Source organism: Kaistia terrae (assembly GCF_026344005.1).
In the GTDB taxonomy this organism is placed as follows: domain Bacteria; phylum Pseudomonadota; class Alphaproteobacteria; order Rhizobiales; family Kaistiaceae; genus Kaistia; species Kaistia terrae.
In genome coordinates this window covers 448,592-464,635 of record NZ_JAPKNH010000001.1, presented here as the reverse complement: position 1 = coordinate 464,635, position 16,044 = coordinate 448,592, and the positions used below count along the sequence as shown (strand labels likewise).

Here is a 16,044-nt window from a genome sequence, read left to right as displayed (position 1 = left end):
AGACTGTCTTAACAACCGATCTGGAAAGAACATCATGAGCCAGCGCGCCATCGTCGTCATCGATCTGCAAAATGACTATTTTCCTCCGGGCAACTGGCCGCTGGAAGGCATCGAGGCGGCCGCCGCCAAGGCGGCGCAGGTGATCGAATCCGCGCGCTCCAACGGAGATTCCGTCATTCACGTCCAGCATCTGGCGGCGTCGAACGAGGCGCCCTTCTTCGTGCCCGGCACCGAAGGGGTCGAAATCAACGCGGCGGTGCGGCCGAAAGGCGATGAGCCCGTGGTCATCAAGCACTTCCCCAACGCCTTCCGCGAGACGGTATTGAAGCAGGCGCTCGACGAGCGGGGCATCAAGGAGGTCGTGATCGTCGGCGCCATGAGCCACATGTGCATCGCCGCGACCGGACGGGCCGCCGCCGATTTCGGTTACAAGACGGTGGTCATCCACGACGCCTGCGCGACACGGGAACTGGAATTTGACGGCACGACCGTTCCCGCGGCGCAAGTCCATGCCGCCAACATGGCAGCGTTGGCTTTCGGCTATGCGAAAGTGGTCGCAACGCAGGACTGGATCGCCGGCAAGGGCTGATGGCGGGCTCTGTAGCGAGGTCGCCATCGAGTCGGGCGTCGGCGGCGGCTATGACAACAAGCCGACAGACTGGCTCTATGTCACCGCCGTCAGGCCGGACTGAGGCTGGGCGGCTCTAGAAAATTCCGGGCGGAGCCAAGCCCCGCCCGGAAAAGCAGAATTAGTCGAGATCCTGGACGTCGACGTCGTTGCCGCCGAGGCGCTGGGCGAGCGCCGCTTCCATGAAGTCGTTCAGATCGCCGTTCAGCACGTCCTGCGGGCTGGTGCTCTCGACGCCGGTGCGCAGATCCTTGACCAGCTGATAGGGCTGCATGACGTAGGAACGGATCTGGTGACCCCAGCCGATGTCCTTCTTGGTCGATTCGGTCGCCATGGCGGCCGCCTCGCGCCGTTCCAGCTCGGCTTCGTAGAGACGCGACCGCAGCATGTCCCAGGCAGCGGCCCGGTTCTTGTGCTGCGAACGCTCGTTCTGGCACTGCACGACGATGCCGGAGGGCATGTGCGTGATGCGCACGGCCGAGTCGGTCGTGTTGATGTGCTGACCGCCGGCACCCTGCGCGCGATAGGTATCGATGCGGCAGTCGCTCTCGTTGATCTCGATATCGATCGAATCATCGACGACCGGATAGACCCAGATCGAGGCGAACGAGGTGTGGCGGCGCGCGGCGCTGTCGAAGGGCGAGATACGCACCAGGCGATGGACGCCCGATTCGGTCTTCAGCCAGCCATAGGACTGCTCGCCCTTGACGAGGATCGTGGCCGACTTGATGCCTGCCTCTTCGCCGTCATGGACTTCCAGCAGTTCGACCTTGCGGCCGCTCTTCTCCGCCCAGCGCGTGTACATGCGCAGCAGGATGTTGGCCCAATCCTGGCTCTCGGTTCCGCCGGCGCCGGCATGGACTTCGAGATAGCTGTCGTTGCCGTCGGCTTCGCCGGACAGCATCGAATTGACCTGGCGCTTCCGGATTTCGCCCTTGAGCGCGAAAATGGCGGCCTCGGCCTCGGCGACGATCGAGGGATCACCCTCGGCTTCGCCCATCTCGATCAGCTCGATGTTATCCTGGAGTTCGCGCTCGCTGGTCTCGACGGCGCCGATGCCGTCCTCAAGACCCTGGCGCTCGCGCATCAGCTTCTGCGCCTTCTGGGGATCATCCCAGAAGTTCTGCGTCTCGGAGAGAGCGTTCAGTTCGAGCAGGCGTCTCTGGGCACGATCCCAGTCAAAGATGCCTCCTCAGCAGGGTGATGCCCTGCTTGATTTCGTCGATGATCGTTTCGATCTCGGCTCGCATGGATAGACGTCCATTTCTCGTTCGGGCAGGGTCTCCCCGCCGGGTGGGGCAACATAGTGACGCCCCTTTCGCATGTAAACCAAGCGGACGAACGAGGGAGACTTCCATGCCGTCGCCTGCCAAGATATCGCCTGCCCGCCGCCTTCGCTTCATACCGGCGATCGCCATGATGCTGCTGTCCGGCGCGGCGTTCGCCGATGGGACTATGGCGGCGCGAACCCTGACTCCCACCGACAAGGATCGCCTCGCGCGCTTTGAAGCGACTCAGAAATCGGCGATCGCGGAAGCCCGCAAAGGCGGCGACAAAGTCGACGTGACGGCGCTCGATGCGCTGCTGGCTTTGAAGCCGCAGCCGATCCTCGGCGTCGATATCCGCGGCAACTATCGCTGCCGCACGATCAAGCTCGGCGGCGGACTGCCGCTGACCATCTATGGCTGGTTCAACTGCAAGATCGACGAGGACGATATCGGCTACCGGCTGACCAAGACGAGCGGCTCGCAGCGGCTGACCGGCCACTTCATCGACGATTCCGCCAATCGGTTGCTCTATTACGGTGTCTCGTACATCGCCGGCGACAAGCCGGGCCGCTACGGCGCCAAGGCCGACAACGACCAGGTCGGCTATTTCCTCAAGGCCGGACAGTCTAGCTACCGGCTCGACCTACCGCTGCCGGCCTTCGAATCGAAGTTCGACATCATCGAGCTGAAGAAGAAGTAGCTCGCGCTTTCTTGGCGCGTGCTTCGAGGCCGGCCTTTGGCCGGCACCTCAGCATGTTGAAGTCTTTGCTTTCCGCCAGGAACAGCCCTCAACATCCTGAGGTGCCCGAGCAAAGCTCGGGCCTCGAAGGACGCTCCGCATTTGCTCGCTAAAGCAACGTGCCGCTCAGGATCACCATGGCGACGCTGAAATAGATCACCAGGCCGGTGACATCGACGAGCGTCGCGACAAAAGGCGCCGAGGCGCTGGCCGGGTCAAAGCCGAGGCGCTGCATGATGAAGGGCAGCATCGAGCCCGCCATCGAACCGAATGTAACGATGCCGAGAAGGCCGGTACCGACGGTGGCGGCAATCAGCATCCAGTGTTCGCCATAGTCATACAGGCCGAGCACCTGCCAGGCGCTGATGCGGATGATGCCGAGCAGGCCGAGAATGGCGCCAAGCGTCAGGCCGCTCGGCAATTCGCGCAGTGCGACGCGCCACCAGTCCCGCAGCTTGACCTCGCCCAGCGCCAGCGCGCGGATGATCAGCGAGGTCGCCTGCGAGCCGGAATTGCCGCCAGAGCTCATGATCAGCGGGATGAACAGCGTCAGCACGATCGCCTTCTCCAGCTCGTGCTCGAAGTGCTGCATGGCGGTTGCCGTCAGCATTTCGCCGATGAACAGCGCGCAGAGCCAGCCGGCCCGCTTGTGCATCATCTTGAGGAAGCCGATGTCCATGTAGGGCTGGTCGATCGCCTCCATGCCGCCGAACTTCTGGACGTCCTCGGTGCTCTCCTCGAAGATCGTGTCGATGATGTCATCGACGGTGACGATGCCCACGACATGATAGCGCTCGTCGACGACCGGCACGGCGATCTGATCGTATTTCGAGAACAGGCGCGCCACTTCCTCGCGGTCGGTGCGGGGCGTGACGGTGATCGGACGGCGATGGCGGGCGGCGGATAGCACGGGAGCATCGAGTTCCGCTGCGATCAGCCGGCGCAGCGTGACGGTCTGCACCAGGGCATGGGTCAGCGGATCGAGCAGACAGATCGTGTAGATCGTCTCGCGGCTCTTCTCGACGAGGCGAATGTGCTGCAGCGTCTGGCCGACGGTCCAGTTGGCCGGCACGCTGACCACTTCCGTCGTCATGATCGAGCCGGCGCTGCCTTCGGGATAGGCGGCCAATCGCGCAACGGCATTGCGCGTCTCCGGATCGAGCTTCGCGATCAGCTGCGAGCGGGTCGGCTCCTCGATCTCGGCCAGAAGATCCGTTGCCTGGTCGGCGGACATGCCGGCGAGCACGCGAACCGCGCGATCGGCCGGCAGGCTCGACATGACCTCGACCGTCGCCTCGAACTCGGGCTGGTCGAGAATCTCGATCAGCCTTTCGTCGGAAATGCCGGCCAACAAGGCCGGATTGGCGTCGGCGTCGTGTTGGTTGAGATGTTCGATAAGATCGGCGACGTGCTCGCCTTCGAGATCCAATGCGCGGGAACGCAGGACCGCCTCGTCTTGGCGGACGATATCTTCCATGACTCACTCCGATCGGCCACCCAGCCGGTCGCGTGAGCCGATCGAGCGATCAGTTCACGGCGGCCGTGGGCGGCGCCTGTATTCGACAGCTACTGTCGCTCGACATGAAACTGAGGTTCCGATGGGGGTCGGCCGCATACGCGAACCGACTTTGACGCTGCTGAGGTGCGCCAACCCGAGGGCAACGTCAACCCCCATTCGCACCGCGCGTGCGACGAATGTGATAAATCGCTCGATTCGCATCGAGAGAGGGCCTCGGATTGAATTTAGCTGGCTTTGGAGGCCGAGCAGGCCGAACCGCTAGGGGAGCGCCGTCAACTGCGCATTGCCACCAGAACCGCCCCGGATGCAATCAGGCCCACGCCGAGCCAGTTTTTCACGGAGAGGTTTTCGCCGAGAAAGGCGACGCCGAAAACGGCCACCAGCACGACGCTCAGCTTGTCGATCGGCGCAACGCGCGCCGCTTCGCCAAGCTTCAGGGCGCGGAAATAGCAGAGCCAGGAAGCACCGGTCGCCAGCCCCGACAGGACGAGGAAGACGTAACTGCGCGGCGATACCGAGCCGAAGGGCTGCCACTGTCCGGTCAGCGTCAGGATGAAGGCGATGGTGAGAATGATGACGATGGTGCGGATAAAGGTCGCGAAGTCGGAATTGACGTTGCTGATGCCGACCTTGGCGAAGATCGCCGTCAACGCCGCGAACACCGCCGAGAGCAGCGCCCAGAATAGCCAGGATGTCAGCATGGTCCGCATCACCCATTCCTCCGAACCCTCGCCCCGGAGGGTCGCAGAAGGTTGTGCCGGGCGCAATGCAGCCCGCACGTTTCGGGATCGCACTGACGCCTTCTTCGCCTCTCCCTGAGGGAGAGGTTAAGCGCGTCGCCGGCCCTGCCGACACCGCCTCACACCAGCGGGCGGACCATGAAGCGGGCATCCTCGTCATAGCTGCGCAGCTTGGCGTCGAGGGCCGGCACCGACACGGTCTCGAAACCATGTCGGCCCCAGAAACCGGCCGACTCGTTGACCGCGACCAGAGAGACATCCGGGCAACCCGACCGGAGCGCGCCGTCGAGCAGGATGCGGACGATGGCCGAGCCGGCGCCCTGCCCGCGCGTTTCCGGCAGCAGGGCGAGGTCGTGGATGTAATAGGTCGTGGGTACCTTGGGCAGTTCGCCCAAGAGCGAGTTGAGCGGCGGCGGCGCGAACGCAATGGCAGGATGGCTCAACACATAGGCTATGAGCGCGCCGTCGCTCTCATAGACCCAGCAACCTTCCGGCCAGAGCCGCAGCCGCTCGGCGAAGATCTCCGGATCCTCGGGATAGGCCTCGTGGACGCGGTCGGCGATCTCGGCCACGGCGCCAAGATCGTCTGTGCGCATCGGGCGCCAGGCGCCCGCTTGGGTCGGGGAGCCGCCCGTCTTGATCGGGGAAGTACTTGTCATGTCGTTCGGGAAAAGTTGCGCAAAGGAAAAGGCCGCGGGGGTAAGCCGCGGCCTGTTGGATCAGTAGAGCCCGCCGGTGCCCGAGACGACGGCTCGGTCTGCTTCCGGCGTCACGGTCAGGGGCTGACCATTCGCATCGGTCTGGCCGATGATCGAATAGGTATCCGGCGGACCGGTGCCCGGCTTGAAGGCTTCGAGGATCGTGCCGGCTCCACCCGCGGCGGAACGCATGCCCGTCTTGCGATCGATCGGGATCAGCGACAGGCCCGGCGGCACGCGGAACGGGATGGCGGCCTTGTCGGCCAGCGCCAGCTTGAAGAAGTCGCCGGCGATCGGAGCGGCCATTTCGCCGCCCGTCATGCCGCGTCCCATCGGCTTGGGATTGTCGTAGCCGATGAACACGCCGACCACGAGATCCGGTGAATAGCCGATGAACCAGGCGTCCTTGTAGTCGTTCGACGTACCCGTCTTGCCAGCCAACGGCTTGCCGACGCTCTTCAGAACCGTGGCAGTACCGCGCTGGACGACGCCTTCGAGCATCGAGGTGATCTGGTAGGCCGTCATCGGGTCGAGCACCTGCTCGCGATTGTCCTCGATGGCCGGTTCGTCCTGATGCGACCACTGCTCGGCAGAGCAGTCTTCGCAGACCCGCTCCTCATGCTTGAAGATGGTCTTGCCGAAGCGATCCTGGATACGGTCGATCAGCGTCGGCTTCACCTGCCGGCCGCCATTGGCGAACACGGAATAGCCGGCGACCATGCGCAGAACCGTCGTTTCCGACGCGCCGAGCGCGTTCGGCAGGAACGGTCCGAGCTTGTCGTAAACGCCGAAGCGCTTGGCATACTCGGCCACGAGCGGCATGCCCATGTCCTGCGCCAGGCGCACGGTCATCACGTTACGCGACTGCTCAATGCCGGTGCGCAGCGTCGACGGTCCATAGAACTTCTGGGCGTAGTTTTCAGGCCGCCAGATCGGCTGGCCGAAGCCCGGATCGACCTCGATCGGCGCATCCATCACCACCGACGACGGCGTATAGCCATTATCGAGAGCGGCGGCATAGACGAACGGCTTGAACGACGAACCCGGCTGGCGCATCGCCTGGGTGGCGCGGTTGAACTGGCTCTCCGCATAGGAGAAGCCGCCATCCATTGCCAGCACGCGGCCGGTATGCGGATCCATCACGACCATGGCGCCGGCGATGTTCGGCACCTGATGCAGGCGGAAGGAGCCCGGCTTGCCATCGGCCGGTTCGACATAGACGACGTCGCCGACAGCCAGCGCGTCGCTGGCGCCGGTCAGCTTCTTGCCGGCGGGCTTGGCCCACTTCATCTCCGAGAACGGAATGACGCCCGTCTCGCGCTCGGCCATCAGCTTGCCGGAGCCGTCACGACCCGGCTGCAGCCCGATCTCGGCCTGATCCTTGTCGACGGCGGTAACGATGGCGAGGCGCCATTCGATGATATCGGCGAGCGGCGGCACGGTTCCGACGGCGACGCCCCAGTCGCCTTCGATCGGCACATTCTTGACCGGTCCGCGCCAGCCATGCTGCTCGTCAAACTGGACAAGGCCGTTCATCAGCGCCTGACGCGCCATGACCTGCAGGCCCGGGTCGAGCGAGGTGCGGACGGAAAGGCCGCCGTCATAGAGTGCCTTCTCGCCATAGATCTGCATCAGCTGGCGGCGAACTTCCTCGACATAATAGTCGGCGGCGAAGATGTGCGGGCTGGCGACGCGTGTCTTGACGCCGAGCGGCTGAGCCTTGGCGGCCACGCCCTCATCGGCGGTGGCAAAGCCGTTATCGACCATGCGGTCGATAACCCAGTTGCGGCGCTCGATGGCGCGGTCGGCGTAGCGGAACGGATTGTAGTTGTTCGGGCCCTTGGGCAGCGCTGCCAGATAGGCGGCTTCCGACAGCGTCAGCTCATGCACCGACTTGTCGAAATACGACAAGGACGCAGCCGCAACGCCATAGGAACCAAGGCCGAGGAAGATTTCGTTCAGGTAGAGCTCGAGGATCTTGTCCTTCGAATTCGCCTGCTCGATGCGGAGCGACAGGATCGCTTCCTTGATCTTGCGGTCAAGCGAGCGCTCGTTGGTCAGCAGGAAGTTCTTGGCGACCTGCTGGGTGATCGTCGACGCGCCGATCATGCGCTTGTCGGACGAGAGCGCCGCGATGTTCTGGAGGGCCGCGCGGGCGATGCCGTAATAATCAAGGCCGGCATGGGTGTAGAAGTTCTTGTCTTCGGCCGAGATGAAGGCGGCCTTGACGCGATCCGGGATCGCCTGGATCGGCAGATAGAGGCGACGCTCGCGGGCATATTCGCCGACGAGTTGTCCATCGGACGCGTGGATGCGCGTCATGACCGGGGGCTCGTATTTCGCCAGTACCTCGACCGAGGGCAATCCGCCCGTCAAGCCGGAGACATACCAAGCCACACCTGCAGCAACTGCCAAGAAAAACACGGCGCCAATCCCGAATAAATAGCCGATTAGTCGCAGAAACATATCGCTCGCGTTCCCCGCTGGATCGCCTAGCCGGCGACAAGCTCAAGCCGACGAGACGAACCCCGGTTCGAAATTGGTTGATCTTCCCGGCATGCATTGCCGGGTCGGTCCCGATAAAAGAACGACACCGCTCACGCTCACCGCGCGATCAACGCCTGAAAACGAGGGACTCAACCGTCCGTTGTCCGAAGGCGAACTACAGGTTCGTTTGGCCTCGATAGACCCAACAGCCTCGTTCTTCCAGTCGCTTTGTGGAGAAACTTGGGCGCGAGCGTCCGGAAGGGAAGCCCGTCCGTCCGCGTGATCTATGGGCAACAGCCCTCTCATGGCACGCCAACCTTCGGATCCACCGTTTCGGAGGCGGCCATGTTGGCGATCCGCGTGCGAAAATATTCGTCGATGGCGCGGGTGATCGCAACCGCGGTTTTGTCGCGCCATTCGGGAGAAGTCAGCAGTTTTTCGTCATCCACGTTGGACAGATAGCCCAGTTCGACAAGAGCCGAGGGGACGTCCGGAGCCTTCAGAACCATGAAGCCGGCCTGCTGGTGCGCGCGCTTGAACAGGCGTACGGCGGGCTTCAATTCCTTGATCACGTTTCGCGCAAAGACGACGGCAAAATTTTTCGTCTCGCGCCGCGCCAGGTCGATCAGGATGTCCGAAACGTCATCCGTATCTTCCGGCACGTCGACGCCAGCCAGGATATCCGACTTGTTTTCCGATTCTGCGATCGAGGCTGCCATCTGGTCCGAGGCGCGCTCGGACAGGGTGTAGACGGTCGCGCCGCGAATATCCTTGCCCGAGAACGAATCGGCGTGGATCGAGACAAACAGGTCCGCATGCTTCGACCGAGCGAACTGGACGCGGCCGCGCAGGGTGACGAACGTATCGTCGTCACGCGTCATCAGCACTTCGTAGCGGCTGTTCGCCTCGAGCTTTTCCTTCAGCGTCCGGGCGAAGGCGAGAACGACGCTCTTTTCCAACACGCCGGACTTGGCGATGGCGCCGGAATCGATGCCGCCATGGCCGGGATCGAGCACGATGCGCAGCTTGCCGTCATTTGGCGCGGGGCCGGGTGCGGGTTCAGGCTTGTGCTCCGCCGCAGCCCGGTCGCGGGAAATCCGCAGCGTATCCAGGAAGGCGGTGCGGTTGCTCTTGACCATGTCGATGACGAGGCGGGCGGGCTGCTCCTTCTCGGCCGGCAGCACGAAGGCCTTGTCGACCGCGACAGGTCCGGTCGCATCGAGCACGATGCGCGACTTGCCAGCCGAGATCAGGCCGTAGCGGAAGGCGGAGATCAGTCCCTTCCCCGCCTTGCCGGCATCGGCGGCCAGATCGAAATGCATTTCGGGCAGGTCGACGACGACGCGATACGGCTCGTCGAGCGTGAAGACGGTGACGGCGGAAGGGCCGGAAAGGTCCATGACGAAGCGCGTGCGCGCGCCATCGCCAACGACGCGGGCTTCGCGCGCTATGACGGGCACAGCGCGGACGGCGGCCGGCGCTTCCGGCGAGGCTTGGGCAGGACTGCCACGTTGCGAGGGAGATCCAGGATCGGCGGGCGCGATGACGGCCGGGATGGAACCCGTCGACGCGTCTTCGGCCGGAGCCATCTCAACCGTTTCGGAAAAATTCGGCGGGGCGTCGTCGCCGGGCGATTGCGCGGCGGATGCCAGCACGGAAATCAGCACAAAGGCGCTGGCGCCGAGAAAACGCTCGGCGTGTTTCTTGGCCTTTTGCCAACCCGTGGGATCGGCGCTGACGCCTTGTCTTGCTCGCATGTCTATCGTGTCGTCCGGTGCAGCCTTGCCCCCGCCCCGATGCTGGCTGTTTAAACGATTAGGATCGAATGGTTAAGAGGTCCTAACCAGACAGCATCCGCGCACAGTTGCGTGACGACAAAAGCCTGTGTTGTTGAAGCCCTGTTGCAGCTTCCTCGCAAGGCCCACCTGCCACCCAATATCCTTGCCAAGAATCGTGACCTTCCATAAAAGGAAACTACGGAATTCATCCTCCGACCGATTTGCGCCCCAACGAGGCGTGATCGGCATGATGCGGTGGGGCGCTGAGGGACGATCGACCTGTCAAAAGGTTGCCGGCTCAAGAGCGTTCCGCGGTCACTTCGGTGCACGGTCAGGGGATGGGACAGGTATCGTTTTCGTGCAGCTCGACTTTCCGAGCGCACGTCGGGCGTGCCTGCGATCCGGCGACTGCGCGGCGCGGAAGCGTTCGCGGTCGGGATTACCGGCAGGGGAAGCTTTGCCGGTGTGTTCTTCAAGAGGCTCATAGCGCGTACCCATGTTTTTGCCGACCCCCGACCGTTCCGCCAACCTTGAACCGGCCATTGCCGGTCGGGTGGTATCTACGGTCCTGGCGCAGGCGCGCGCACTTTCACTTTTCCCCCATCACGGCTTCTTCGCGACCAACACGGCATCGGCGCTGCGCGCCGGCCGTAGATTTGCGCGTCGAGCCATGGAGAATTTTCCAATATGGCAAACAAGATGCTCATCGATGCCACACACCCGGAGGAGACCCGGGTCGTTGTGGTGCGCGGCAATCGAGTCGAGGAATTCGACTTCGAGTCCGCGAGCCGGAAGCAGCTTCGCGGCAATATCTATCTAGCCAAGGTCACACGCGTCGAACCTTCGCTGCAGGCAGCCTTCGTTGAATATGGCGGCAATCGGCACGGCTTCCTCGCCTTCTCCGAAATCCACCCCGACTACTACCAGATCCCGGTTGCCGACCGTCAGGCGCTGATCGAGGCCGAAGAGCAGGAAGAGCGCGAAGCCGAAGAGCGCGCCGCCGCCAAGGCCAGGAACAGCCGCCGGCGCGGCAGCAACCGCTCGGTTGCCGCCAAGGCCGCCGATGACGCCCGCTCCGAGAATGTCGGTTCCGAGGAAGGCCAAGAAGGCGGCGCTTCCGAAGAAGCGCATTCCGACGACCAGCACCATGACGACGACCATCACGACGAACGCCCGGTCTCGGCCGGCGGCGCCGAGAATGGCGACCATGGCGATGAGAATGGCGACGACAACCACGCTTCGCATCTCGACGCGCCCGAATCCGACCATAGCGTCGAGGAAATCGGCGGCGACGAAGAGCACGAAGAAGACACCGTCGAGTCGGTCGGCGCCGAGGACGCGCTCGAGGAACTGCCCGAGCGGCGTCGCGGCGGTCGCGGTCGCCAGTACAAGATCCAGGAAGTGATCAAGCGCCGCCAGGTGCTGCTTGTCCAGGTCGTCAAGGAAGAGCGCGGCAACAAGGGCGCGGCTCTCACCACCTATCTGTCGCTCGCCGGTCGCTATTCGGTCCTGATGCCGAACACGGCGCGGGGCGGCGGCATTTCCCGCAAGATCACCAACACCGCTGATCGCAAGCGCCTCAAGGAAGTCGCTGCCGATCTGGAGGTGCCGGAGGGCATGGGCGTCATCCTGCGCACCGCAGGCGCCTCGCGCACCAAGGCCGAGGTCAAGCGCGACTTCGAATATCTGCTGCGTCTCTGGGAGAATGTCCGCGAGCTGACTCTGCGCTCGGCCGCCCCCACCCTCGTCTATGAGGAGGGCAGCCTGATCAAGCGGTCGATCCGCGATCTCTACAACAAGGACATCGACGAGGTTCTCGTCTCCGGCGAGGACGGCTATCGCGAGGCCAAGGACTTCATGCGCATGCTCATGCCGAGCCATGCCAAGAGCGTTCAGCCCTATCGCGAGAGCCAGCCGATCTTTGCCCGCACCGGCATCGAGGCGCAGCTCGACGCGATGTTCTCGCCGCAGGTAACGCTGAAGTCTGGCGGCTACATCGTCATCAACCAGACCGAAGCGCTCGTCGCCATCGACGTGAACTCGGGCCGGTCGACGCGCGAACACAACATTGAAGACACCGCCTACCAGACCAATCTGGAAGCGGCCGAGGAAGTGGCGCGCCAGCTTCGCCTGCGCGATCTCGCCGGCCTGATCGTCGTCGACTTCATCGACATGGAAGAGAAGCGCAACAACCGGGCGGTCGAGCGCAAGATCAAGGACGCGCTGAAGAACGACCGCGCCCGCATCCAGGTCGGGCGCATCTCGCATTTCGGCCTGCTCGAAATGTCGCGCCAGCGCCTGCGCACCGGCGTCGTCGAGAGCTCGGTCGAGACCTGCCCGCATTGCCACGGCACCGGCTATGTCCGCGCGCCGGCATCGGTCGCGCTGCATGTTCTGCGTTCGCTTGAGGACACCCTGCTCAAGGGCGCAACCCATAACCTGACCATCCGCACCAAGACGGTCGTCGCGCTCTACATCCTGAACCAGAAGCGCAACCATCTGGCCGAGATCGAAGCCCGCTTCGGCATCGCCATCACCGTTCTCGCCGACGAGACCGTCAACACCGCCCAGCATTACATGCTCGAGCGCGGCGAGGCAGTCGTGCCGCGCGACCCGGCGCTGATCGCGGCCCCCTCGCCCATCGTCCATCCCGATACGATCTATCCGGAAGACGAAGAGATCGAGGATGAGGTCGAAGACGAAGTCGAGGCAGAGGCTGCGGCCGAAGCAGAGACGGATGCGGCAGGTGACAGCTCGGACGAAGCAGCTCGTGCGGATGAAGGCGGACGGCGCAAGCGTCGTCGGCGTCGGCGTCGTCGGGGCGGCGAGGCTGGCGGTGCCGGCCAGGAAGCCGGATCCGCGGGCGAAGCCGGCGAAGAGGATGAAGACGGCGAGGCCGGCGAAGAAGGTTCCGAGGCCTCGACGCTTGAGCCCTCCGAAGAAGGCAGCGATGCCGAGGGCGACGAGACCGACGAGAATGGCGAGCCCCGTCGTCGCCGTCGTCGCGGTCGTCGTGGCGGCCGTCGCGGTCGTCGTGGCGCCGAGGGCGAAGGTTCCGAGGGCGAGGGTGCCGAAGAAGGCCAGACGCTCGAACTCGACGAGACCGGCGAAGTGCTTTCCGAGCGCTTTGTCGAAGTCGAGAGCCGGGGCGTTCGCGACGTCGAGCCGGAAGATGCTGGTGAGCGCAGGATCGCCGCCGATATCCCGGTTGCCGATATCGGCGACATGAGCGAGCCGTTCCTGGACGAAATCAACGACGAGCCGGAACTCGAAATGCCGGAAGTCGGCGACAACGAGGACGACGCTCCGGCCGAAGATCGCCAGAGCCTGTCGGTTGTGACCGAGGATACGATCGCCGCTGAGGAAGCCGCTGAAGCCGCCGAAACGGCAGCTGAGCCGGTTGCCTACCGTGCGCCGGAACCCGTCGCACCGGCGGCAGCGCCTGCACCGGTAGCACCAGCGCCGCAGGCGGAAGCCGAGCCTGAGGACGGTCGTCCGAAGCGCGGTGGCTGGTGGCAGCGCCGCTCGTTCTTCTAGGAACGGGCTGCGGTGCAAGCCGCCTCTTCGGCGAAAGCCCCATGAATAGAAAAAGGCCCGGCATTTGCCGGGCCTTTTTTATTGGTCAGCCGTCCAGAAATCAGACGTCGACGGAGACGCGAACATCGAGATTGGCGCGGGTCGCCTCGGAATAGGGGCAGACGATATGCGCCTTGGCGACGAGGTCTTCGGCCGCTGCCTGGTCGAAGCCGGGGATCGCGACCGAGATCGCCGCGTCAAGACCGAAGCCGGTGCCATCGGCGCGCGGGCCGATGCCGACATTGGCCGTCACAGCCGTCGTGTCCGGCAACTTCACCTTTTCCTTGCCGGCGACGAAGCGCAGCGCGCCCATGAAACAGGCGGAATAGCCGGCGGCGAAAAGCTGCTCCGGATTGGTGCCCGGACCGTCATTGCCGCCCATCGACTTCGGCACGCTCAGCTGCAGATCAAGGCGACCATCGGAGCTGGCGGCGCGGCCATCGCGGCCGCCGCCTGTGGACGTGGCGGCGGCTGTGTAGAGTATGGTCATGATCTGTCTCCTGGGTTTTGTCTGCGCCGGAGGCGCTTGCATCGGCACCGGTCCTGTCCGGCGACATATGTATCGCACACGATTTAATCGAGTGCGATATATATTTGGGCATACCTGCCCTGCAAATAAAAGCGCTTCCGCTTCAATCGCGCACGATGCATTATGCGGGGTCACGCTGGAGACCAGACCATGCCGGACGTTCCGACCTCCCCCCTCGATCTCGACCAGATGCTGTGCTTCGCGATCTATTCGGCCAATGGCGCCTTCAACCGGGCCTATCGCCCGATGCTGGATCGGCTCGGCCTGACCTATCCGCAATATCTCGTGCTGATGGCGCTGGGCGAAACCGACGGGCTGACGGTCGGCGAGATCGGCGCGCACGTCTTCCTCGAATCGAACACGCTGACCCCGCTGCTGAAGCGGCTGGAGGCGGCCGGCCATGTCGTGCGTCGCCGCGATACCGCCGACGAGCGCCAGGTGCGGGTCTCCCTGACCGACACCGGGCGGGCGCTGCTGCAGGATGCCTGCGCGGTGACGCAGTCGCTCGCCGGCAAGCTTGCCGTCACGCAGACGCAGGCCATCGCGCTCCGCGACGCCATCGCCGGACTGCGCGACAGCCTCGACGAGCCGGCTTCGACAAAGCCTTCGGTCGCGGCTTCGGACCTTGCCCGCGACGGATGAGCGCAAGATGGGTGGCATTCCCGCCCGGAACACCTTGCAGCCTTTGACTCGGCCGCGCGGTGGCGGCATAAGCAAGCGAATTACCTGTCGAGAGAAGGGTCGAAAATGGGCTGGTTCCTGACCGAAATGTTCACCTGGTGGAACGGCCAGACCATGGGCACGCGCCTCTTTACGCGGCGCAAGGGCGAAAAGGTCGGCACGGACGAGTTCGGCAACACCTATTACCGCACTCCCGACCCGGCGTGCACCGCCGGCGGTTTTCCGGAGCGTCGCTGGGTGATCTACAACGGCTATGCCGATAGCTCGACCATCCCGACCGGCTGGCATGGCTGGATCCATCACCGGATCGAAACGCCGCCATCGCAGTTGAGCTATACGCCGCGCGACTGGCAGAAGGCGCACAAGCCGAACGGCACGGGCACCGCTGCTGCCTACCGCCCCAAGGGTTCGATCATCGGTGCCGACCAGCGTCCGCGCGCGACCGGCGACTACGACGCCTGGACGCCCTAGGCCCTGCCTCTTTGCCCCGTCGTTTCTTCCTTCACCTCTCCCTGAGGGAGAGGTGAAGCGAAGCTCCGGGTGAGGGTTTAGGGAACTATCCGGTGAGGCCGTAAACCCTCACCCGCCGCCTTTGCGGGCGTCGACCTATCCCTCAGGGAGAGGTGAAGCGATTTCCCCTTCAAGCTATTGCCCGGCCCCGGCCGGCTTGCGAGCCCTCCTCTTTGGAGGGCTCTTTCGTTTCAGCGTCGCGATATCGCGCAGCGCTGGCCGAACGGCCCCGCGGCGCTGATTCGCAGAGCGACGTAGAGGCGAAATTCACTCGTCCCGGCAGCATGGCGGCTTTCCGCCGTTTCCATTTCCGCAAGGCAGAAGCGGCAACGGAGCGGCGCATATTCGCCGCCTGTGGAGATTGAGGATAAGGCGGCCATCAGCCCCCTTGAACGCAGGCTGTCATCGACCTGTCGCGCGATCGAGTCTCGAACCGCAAGGCTTTGTTAACCTTGAAACTCCTGTCGATTCAAACCTCGCCCCCAATCGCTACGCAACCGTCGCCGAAATTTGCAACGGCAAATCCACATCTAGCCGACTTAGAAATGGCCACCACTATTCCTTGACGCTTTCGCCGGACTCGTCATAGCTTCCGACGAAGAGTTGGAATGCGCTCCGGATCCCCCCGATCCGGATTTCCAGGACATCATTGGCAGTTGGAACATACGGCGGTTGGGTGGACTCCCTTCCCCGTCTGATCGCCCTATTGTGTCCTGGATATGCGTGTTCGCTTGGTGACATTTCGATGTGTAAACACTATATTTAGAGTCTCAGCGTATCTTGAGCACTAGATGAGGGATGGAATGAACCCCGTCCTGGTGTAAAGCGTTGGGCAAGGGACAGAGCGGGCGCCATGCGCCGGCCGGCGGCGCGCCAGGGGCAGCGCCAGCA

12 protein-coding genes are annotated in these 16,044 nt (G+C 63.8%); 5 read left to right on the top strand and 7 right to left on the bottom strand.

Going from position 1 to position 16,044, the window contains the following annotated elements:
- Positions 1–34: 34 nt before the first annotated feature.
- Positions 35–589, top strand: coding sequence for a cysteine hydrolase family protein (locus OSH12_RS02210; RefSeq protein WP_266341864.1), 555 nt, complete (start codon positions 35–37; stop codon positions 587–589).
- Positions 590–749: 160 nt separating this feature from the next.
- Here OSH12_RS02210 and prfB read toward each other — a convergent pair.
- Positions 750–1,878 (bottom strand): peptide chain release factor 2 gene (gene prfB, locus OSH12_RS02205; RefSeq protein WP_266341863.1). Its coding sequence is split into 2 segments (ribosomal slippage): positions 750–1,808 and positions 1,810–1,878, totalling 1,128 coding nucleotides; the frame shifts between segments, so codons are not numbered across the junction.
- A gap of 106 nt (positions 1,879–1,984) precedes the next feature.
- Between prfB and OSH12_RS02200 the strand changes: the two genes are divergently transcribed.
- Positions 1,985–2,596 carry a DUF4893 domain-containing protein gene (locus tag OSH12_RS02200; protein WP_266341862.1) on the top strand — a complete coding sequence of 204 codons (612 nt, stop codon included), beginning with the start codon at positions 1,985–1,987 and terminating at the stop codon, positions 2,594–2,596.
- Between the two features lie 148 nt (positions 2,597–2,744).
- Here OSH12_RS02200 and mgtE read toward each other — a convergent pair whose 3' ends face one another.
- The 5 genes from mgtE to OSH12_RS02175 form a co-directional block, all read right to left on the bottom strand.
- On the bottom strand, positions 2,745–4,112 hold the full coding sequence (mgtE, locus tag OSH12_RS02195) for a magnesium transporter (protein WP_266341861.1): 1,368 nt from the start codon (positions 4,110–4,112) through the stop codon (positions 2,745–2,747).
- A 314-nt stretch (positions 4,113–4,426) separates the two neighbouring features.
- Complete coding sequence (locus OSH12_RS02190) at positions 4,427–4,864, bottom strand: EamA family transporter (protein ID WP_266341860.1); 438 nt, start codon at positions 4,862–4,864, stop codon at positions 4,427–4,429.
- 149 nt (positions 4,865–5,013) lie between these two features.
- Positions 5,014–5,553: a GNAT family N-acetyltransferase gene (locus OSH12_RS02185; RefSeq protein ID WP_323180584.1), complete on the bottom strand. Its 540-nt coding sequence runs from the start codon at positions 5,551–5,553 to the stop codon at positions 5,014–5,016.
- Positions 5,554–5,613: 60 nt separating this feature from the next.
- Entirely contained in the window at positions 5,614–8,058 is a 2,445-nt protein-coding gene (locus OSH12_RS02180) for a penicillin-binding protein 1A (protein ID WP_266341859.1), read from the bottom strand.
- Between the two features lie 323 nt (positions 8,059–8,381).
- Positions 8,382–9,836, bottom strand: a complete 1,455-nt coding sequence (locus tag OSH12_RS02175) for an N-acetylmuramoyl-L-alanine amidase (RefSeq protein ID WP_266341858.1) — start codon at positions 9,834–9,836, stop codon at positions 8,382–8,384.
- 708 nt (positions 9,837–10,544) lie between these two features.
- Here OSH12_RS02175 and OSH12_RS02170 point away from each other — a divergent pair.
- On the top strand, positions 10,545–13,394 hold the full coding sequence (locus OSH12_RS02170; protein ID WP_266341857.1) for an Rne/Rng family ribonuclease: 2,850 nt from the start codon (positions 10,545–10,547) through the stop codon (positions 13,392–13,394).
- A gap of 100 nt (positions 13,395–13,494) precedes the next feature.
- On the opposite strand, the gene OSH12_RS02165 is transcribed toward OSH12_RS02170, so the two are convergent.
- Positions 13,495–13,923, bottom strand: coding sequence for an organic hydroperoxide resistance protein (locus OSH12_RS02165; RefSeq protein ID WP_266341856.1), 429 nt, complete (start codon positions 13,921–13,923; stop codon positions 13,495–13,497).
- Positions 13,924–14,112: 189 nt separating this feature from the next.
- On the opposite strand from OSH12_RS02165, the gene OSH12_RS02160 reads away from it, so the two are divergent.
- Together OSH12_RS02160 and OSH12_RS02155 are read left to right on the top strand one after the other, a co-directional pair.
- The gene (locus OSH12_RS02160; protein ID WP_266341855.1) at positions 14,113–14,604 is read left to right on the top strand and encodes a MarR family winged helix-turn-helix transcriptional regulator; all 492 of its coding nucleotides are present in this window, start codon (positions 14,113–14,115) and stop codon (positions 14,602–14,604) included.
- A gap of 105 nt (positions 14,605–14,709) precedes the next feature.
- Positions 14,710–15,114 carry an NADH:ubiquinone oxidoreductase subunit NDUFA12 gene (locus OSH12_RS02155; RefSeq protein ID WP_266341854.1) on the top strand — a complete coding sequence of 135 codons (405 nt, stop codon included), beginning with the start codon at positions 14,710–14,712 and terminating at the stop codon, positions 15,112–15,114.
- Positions 15,115–16,044: the final 930 nt, after the last annotated feature.

Coding starts and splice junctions, on each gene's coding strand:
- mgtE (WP_266341861.1), bottom strand. CDS start 4,112: ATGGAAGATATCGTCCGCCAAGACGAGGCGGTCCTGCGTTCCCGCGCA.
- OSH12_RS02165 (WP_266341856.1), bottom strand. CDS start 13,923: ATGACCATACTCTACACAGCCGCCGCCACGTCCACAGGCGGCGGCCGC.
- OSH12_RS02170 (WP_266341857.1), top strand. CDS start 10,545: ATGGCAAACAAGATGCTCATCGATGCCACACACCCGGAGGAGACCCGG.
- OSH12_RS02180 (WP_266341859.1), bottom strand. CDS start 8,058: ATGTTTCTGCGACTAATCGGCTATTTATTCGGGATTGGCGCCGTGTTT.
- OSH12_RS02210 (WP_266341864.1), top strand. CDS start 35: ATGAGCCAGCGCGCCATCGTCGTCATCGATCTGCAAAATGACTATTTT.
- OSH12_RS02175 (WP_266341858.1), bottom strand. CDS start 9,836: ATGCGAGCAAGACAAGGCGTCAGCGCCGATCCCACGGGTTGGCAAAAG.
- OSH12_RS02200 (WP_266341862.1), top strand. CDS start 1,985: ATGCCGTCGCCTGCCAAGATATCGCCTGCCCGCCGCCTTCGCTTCATA.
- OSH12_RS02190 (WP_266341860.1), bottom strand. CDS start 4,864: ATGCGGACCATGCTGACATCCTGGCTATTCTGGGCGCTGCTCTCGGCG.
- OSH12_RS02155 (WP_266341854.1), top strand. CDS start 14,710: ATGGGCTGGTTCCTGACCGAAATGTTCACCTGGTGGAACGGCCAGACC.
- OSH12_RS02185 (WP_323180584.1), bottom strand. CDS start 5,553: ATGACAAGTACTTCCCCGATCAAGACGGGCGGCTCCCCGACCCAAGCG.
- OSH12_RS02160 (WP_266341855.1), top strand. CDS start 14,113: ATGCCGGACGTTCCGACCTCCCCCCTCGATCTCGACCAGATGCTGTGC.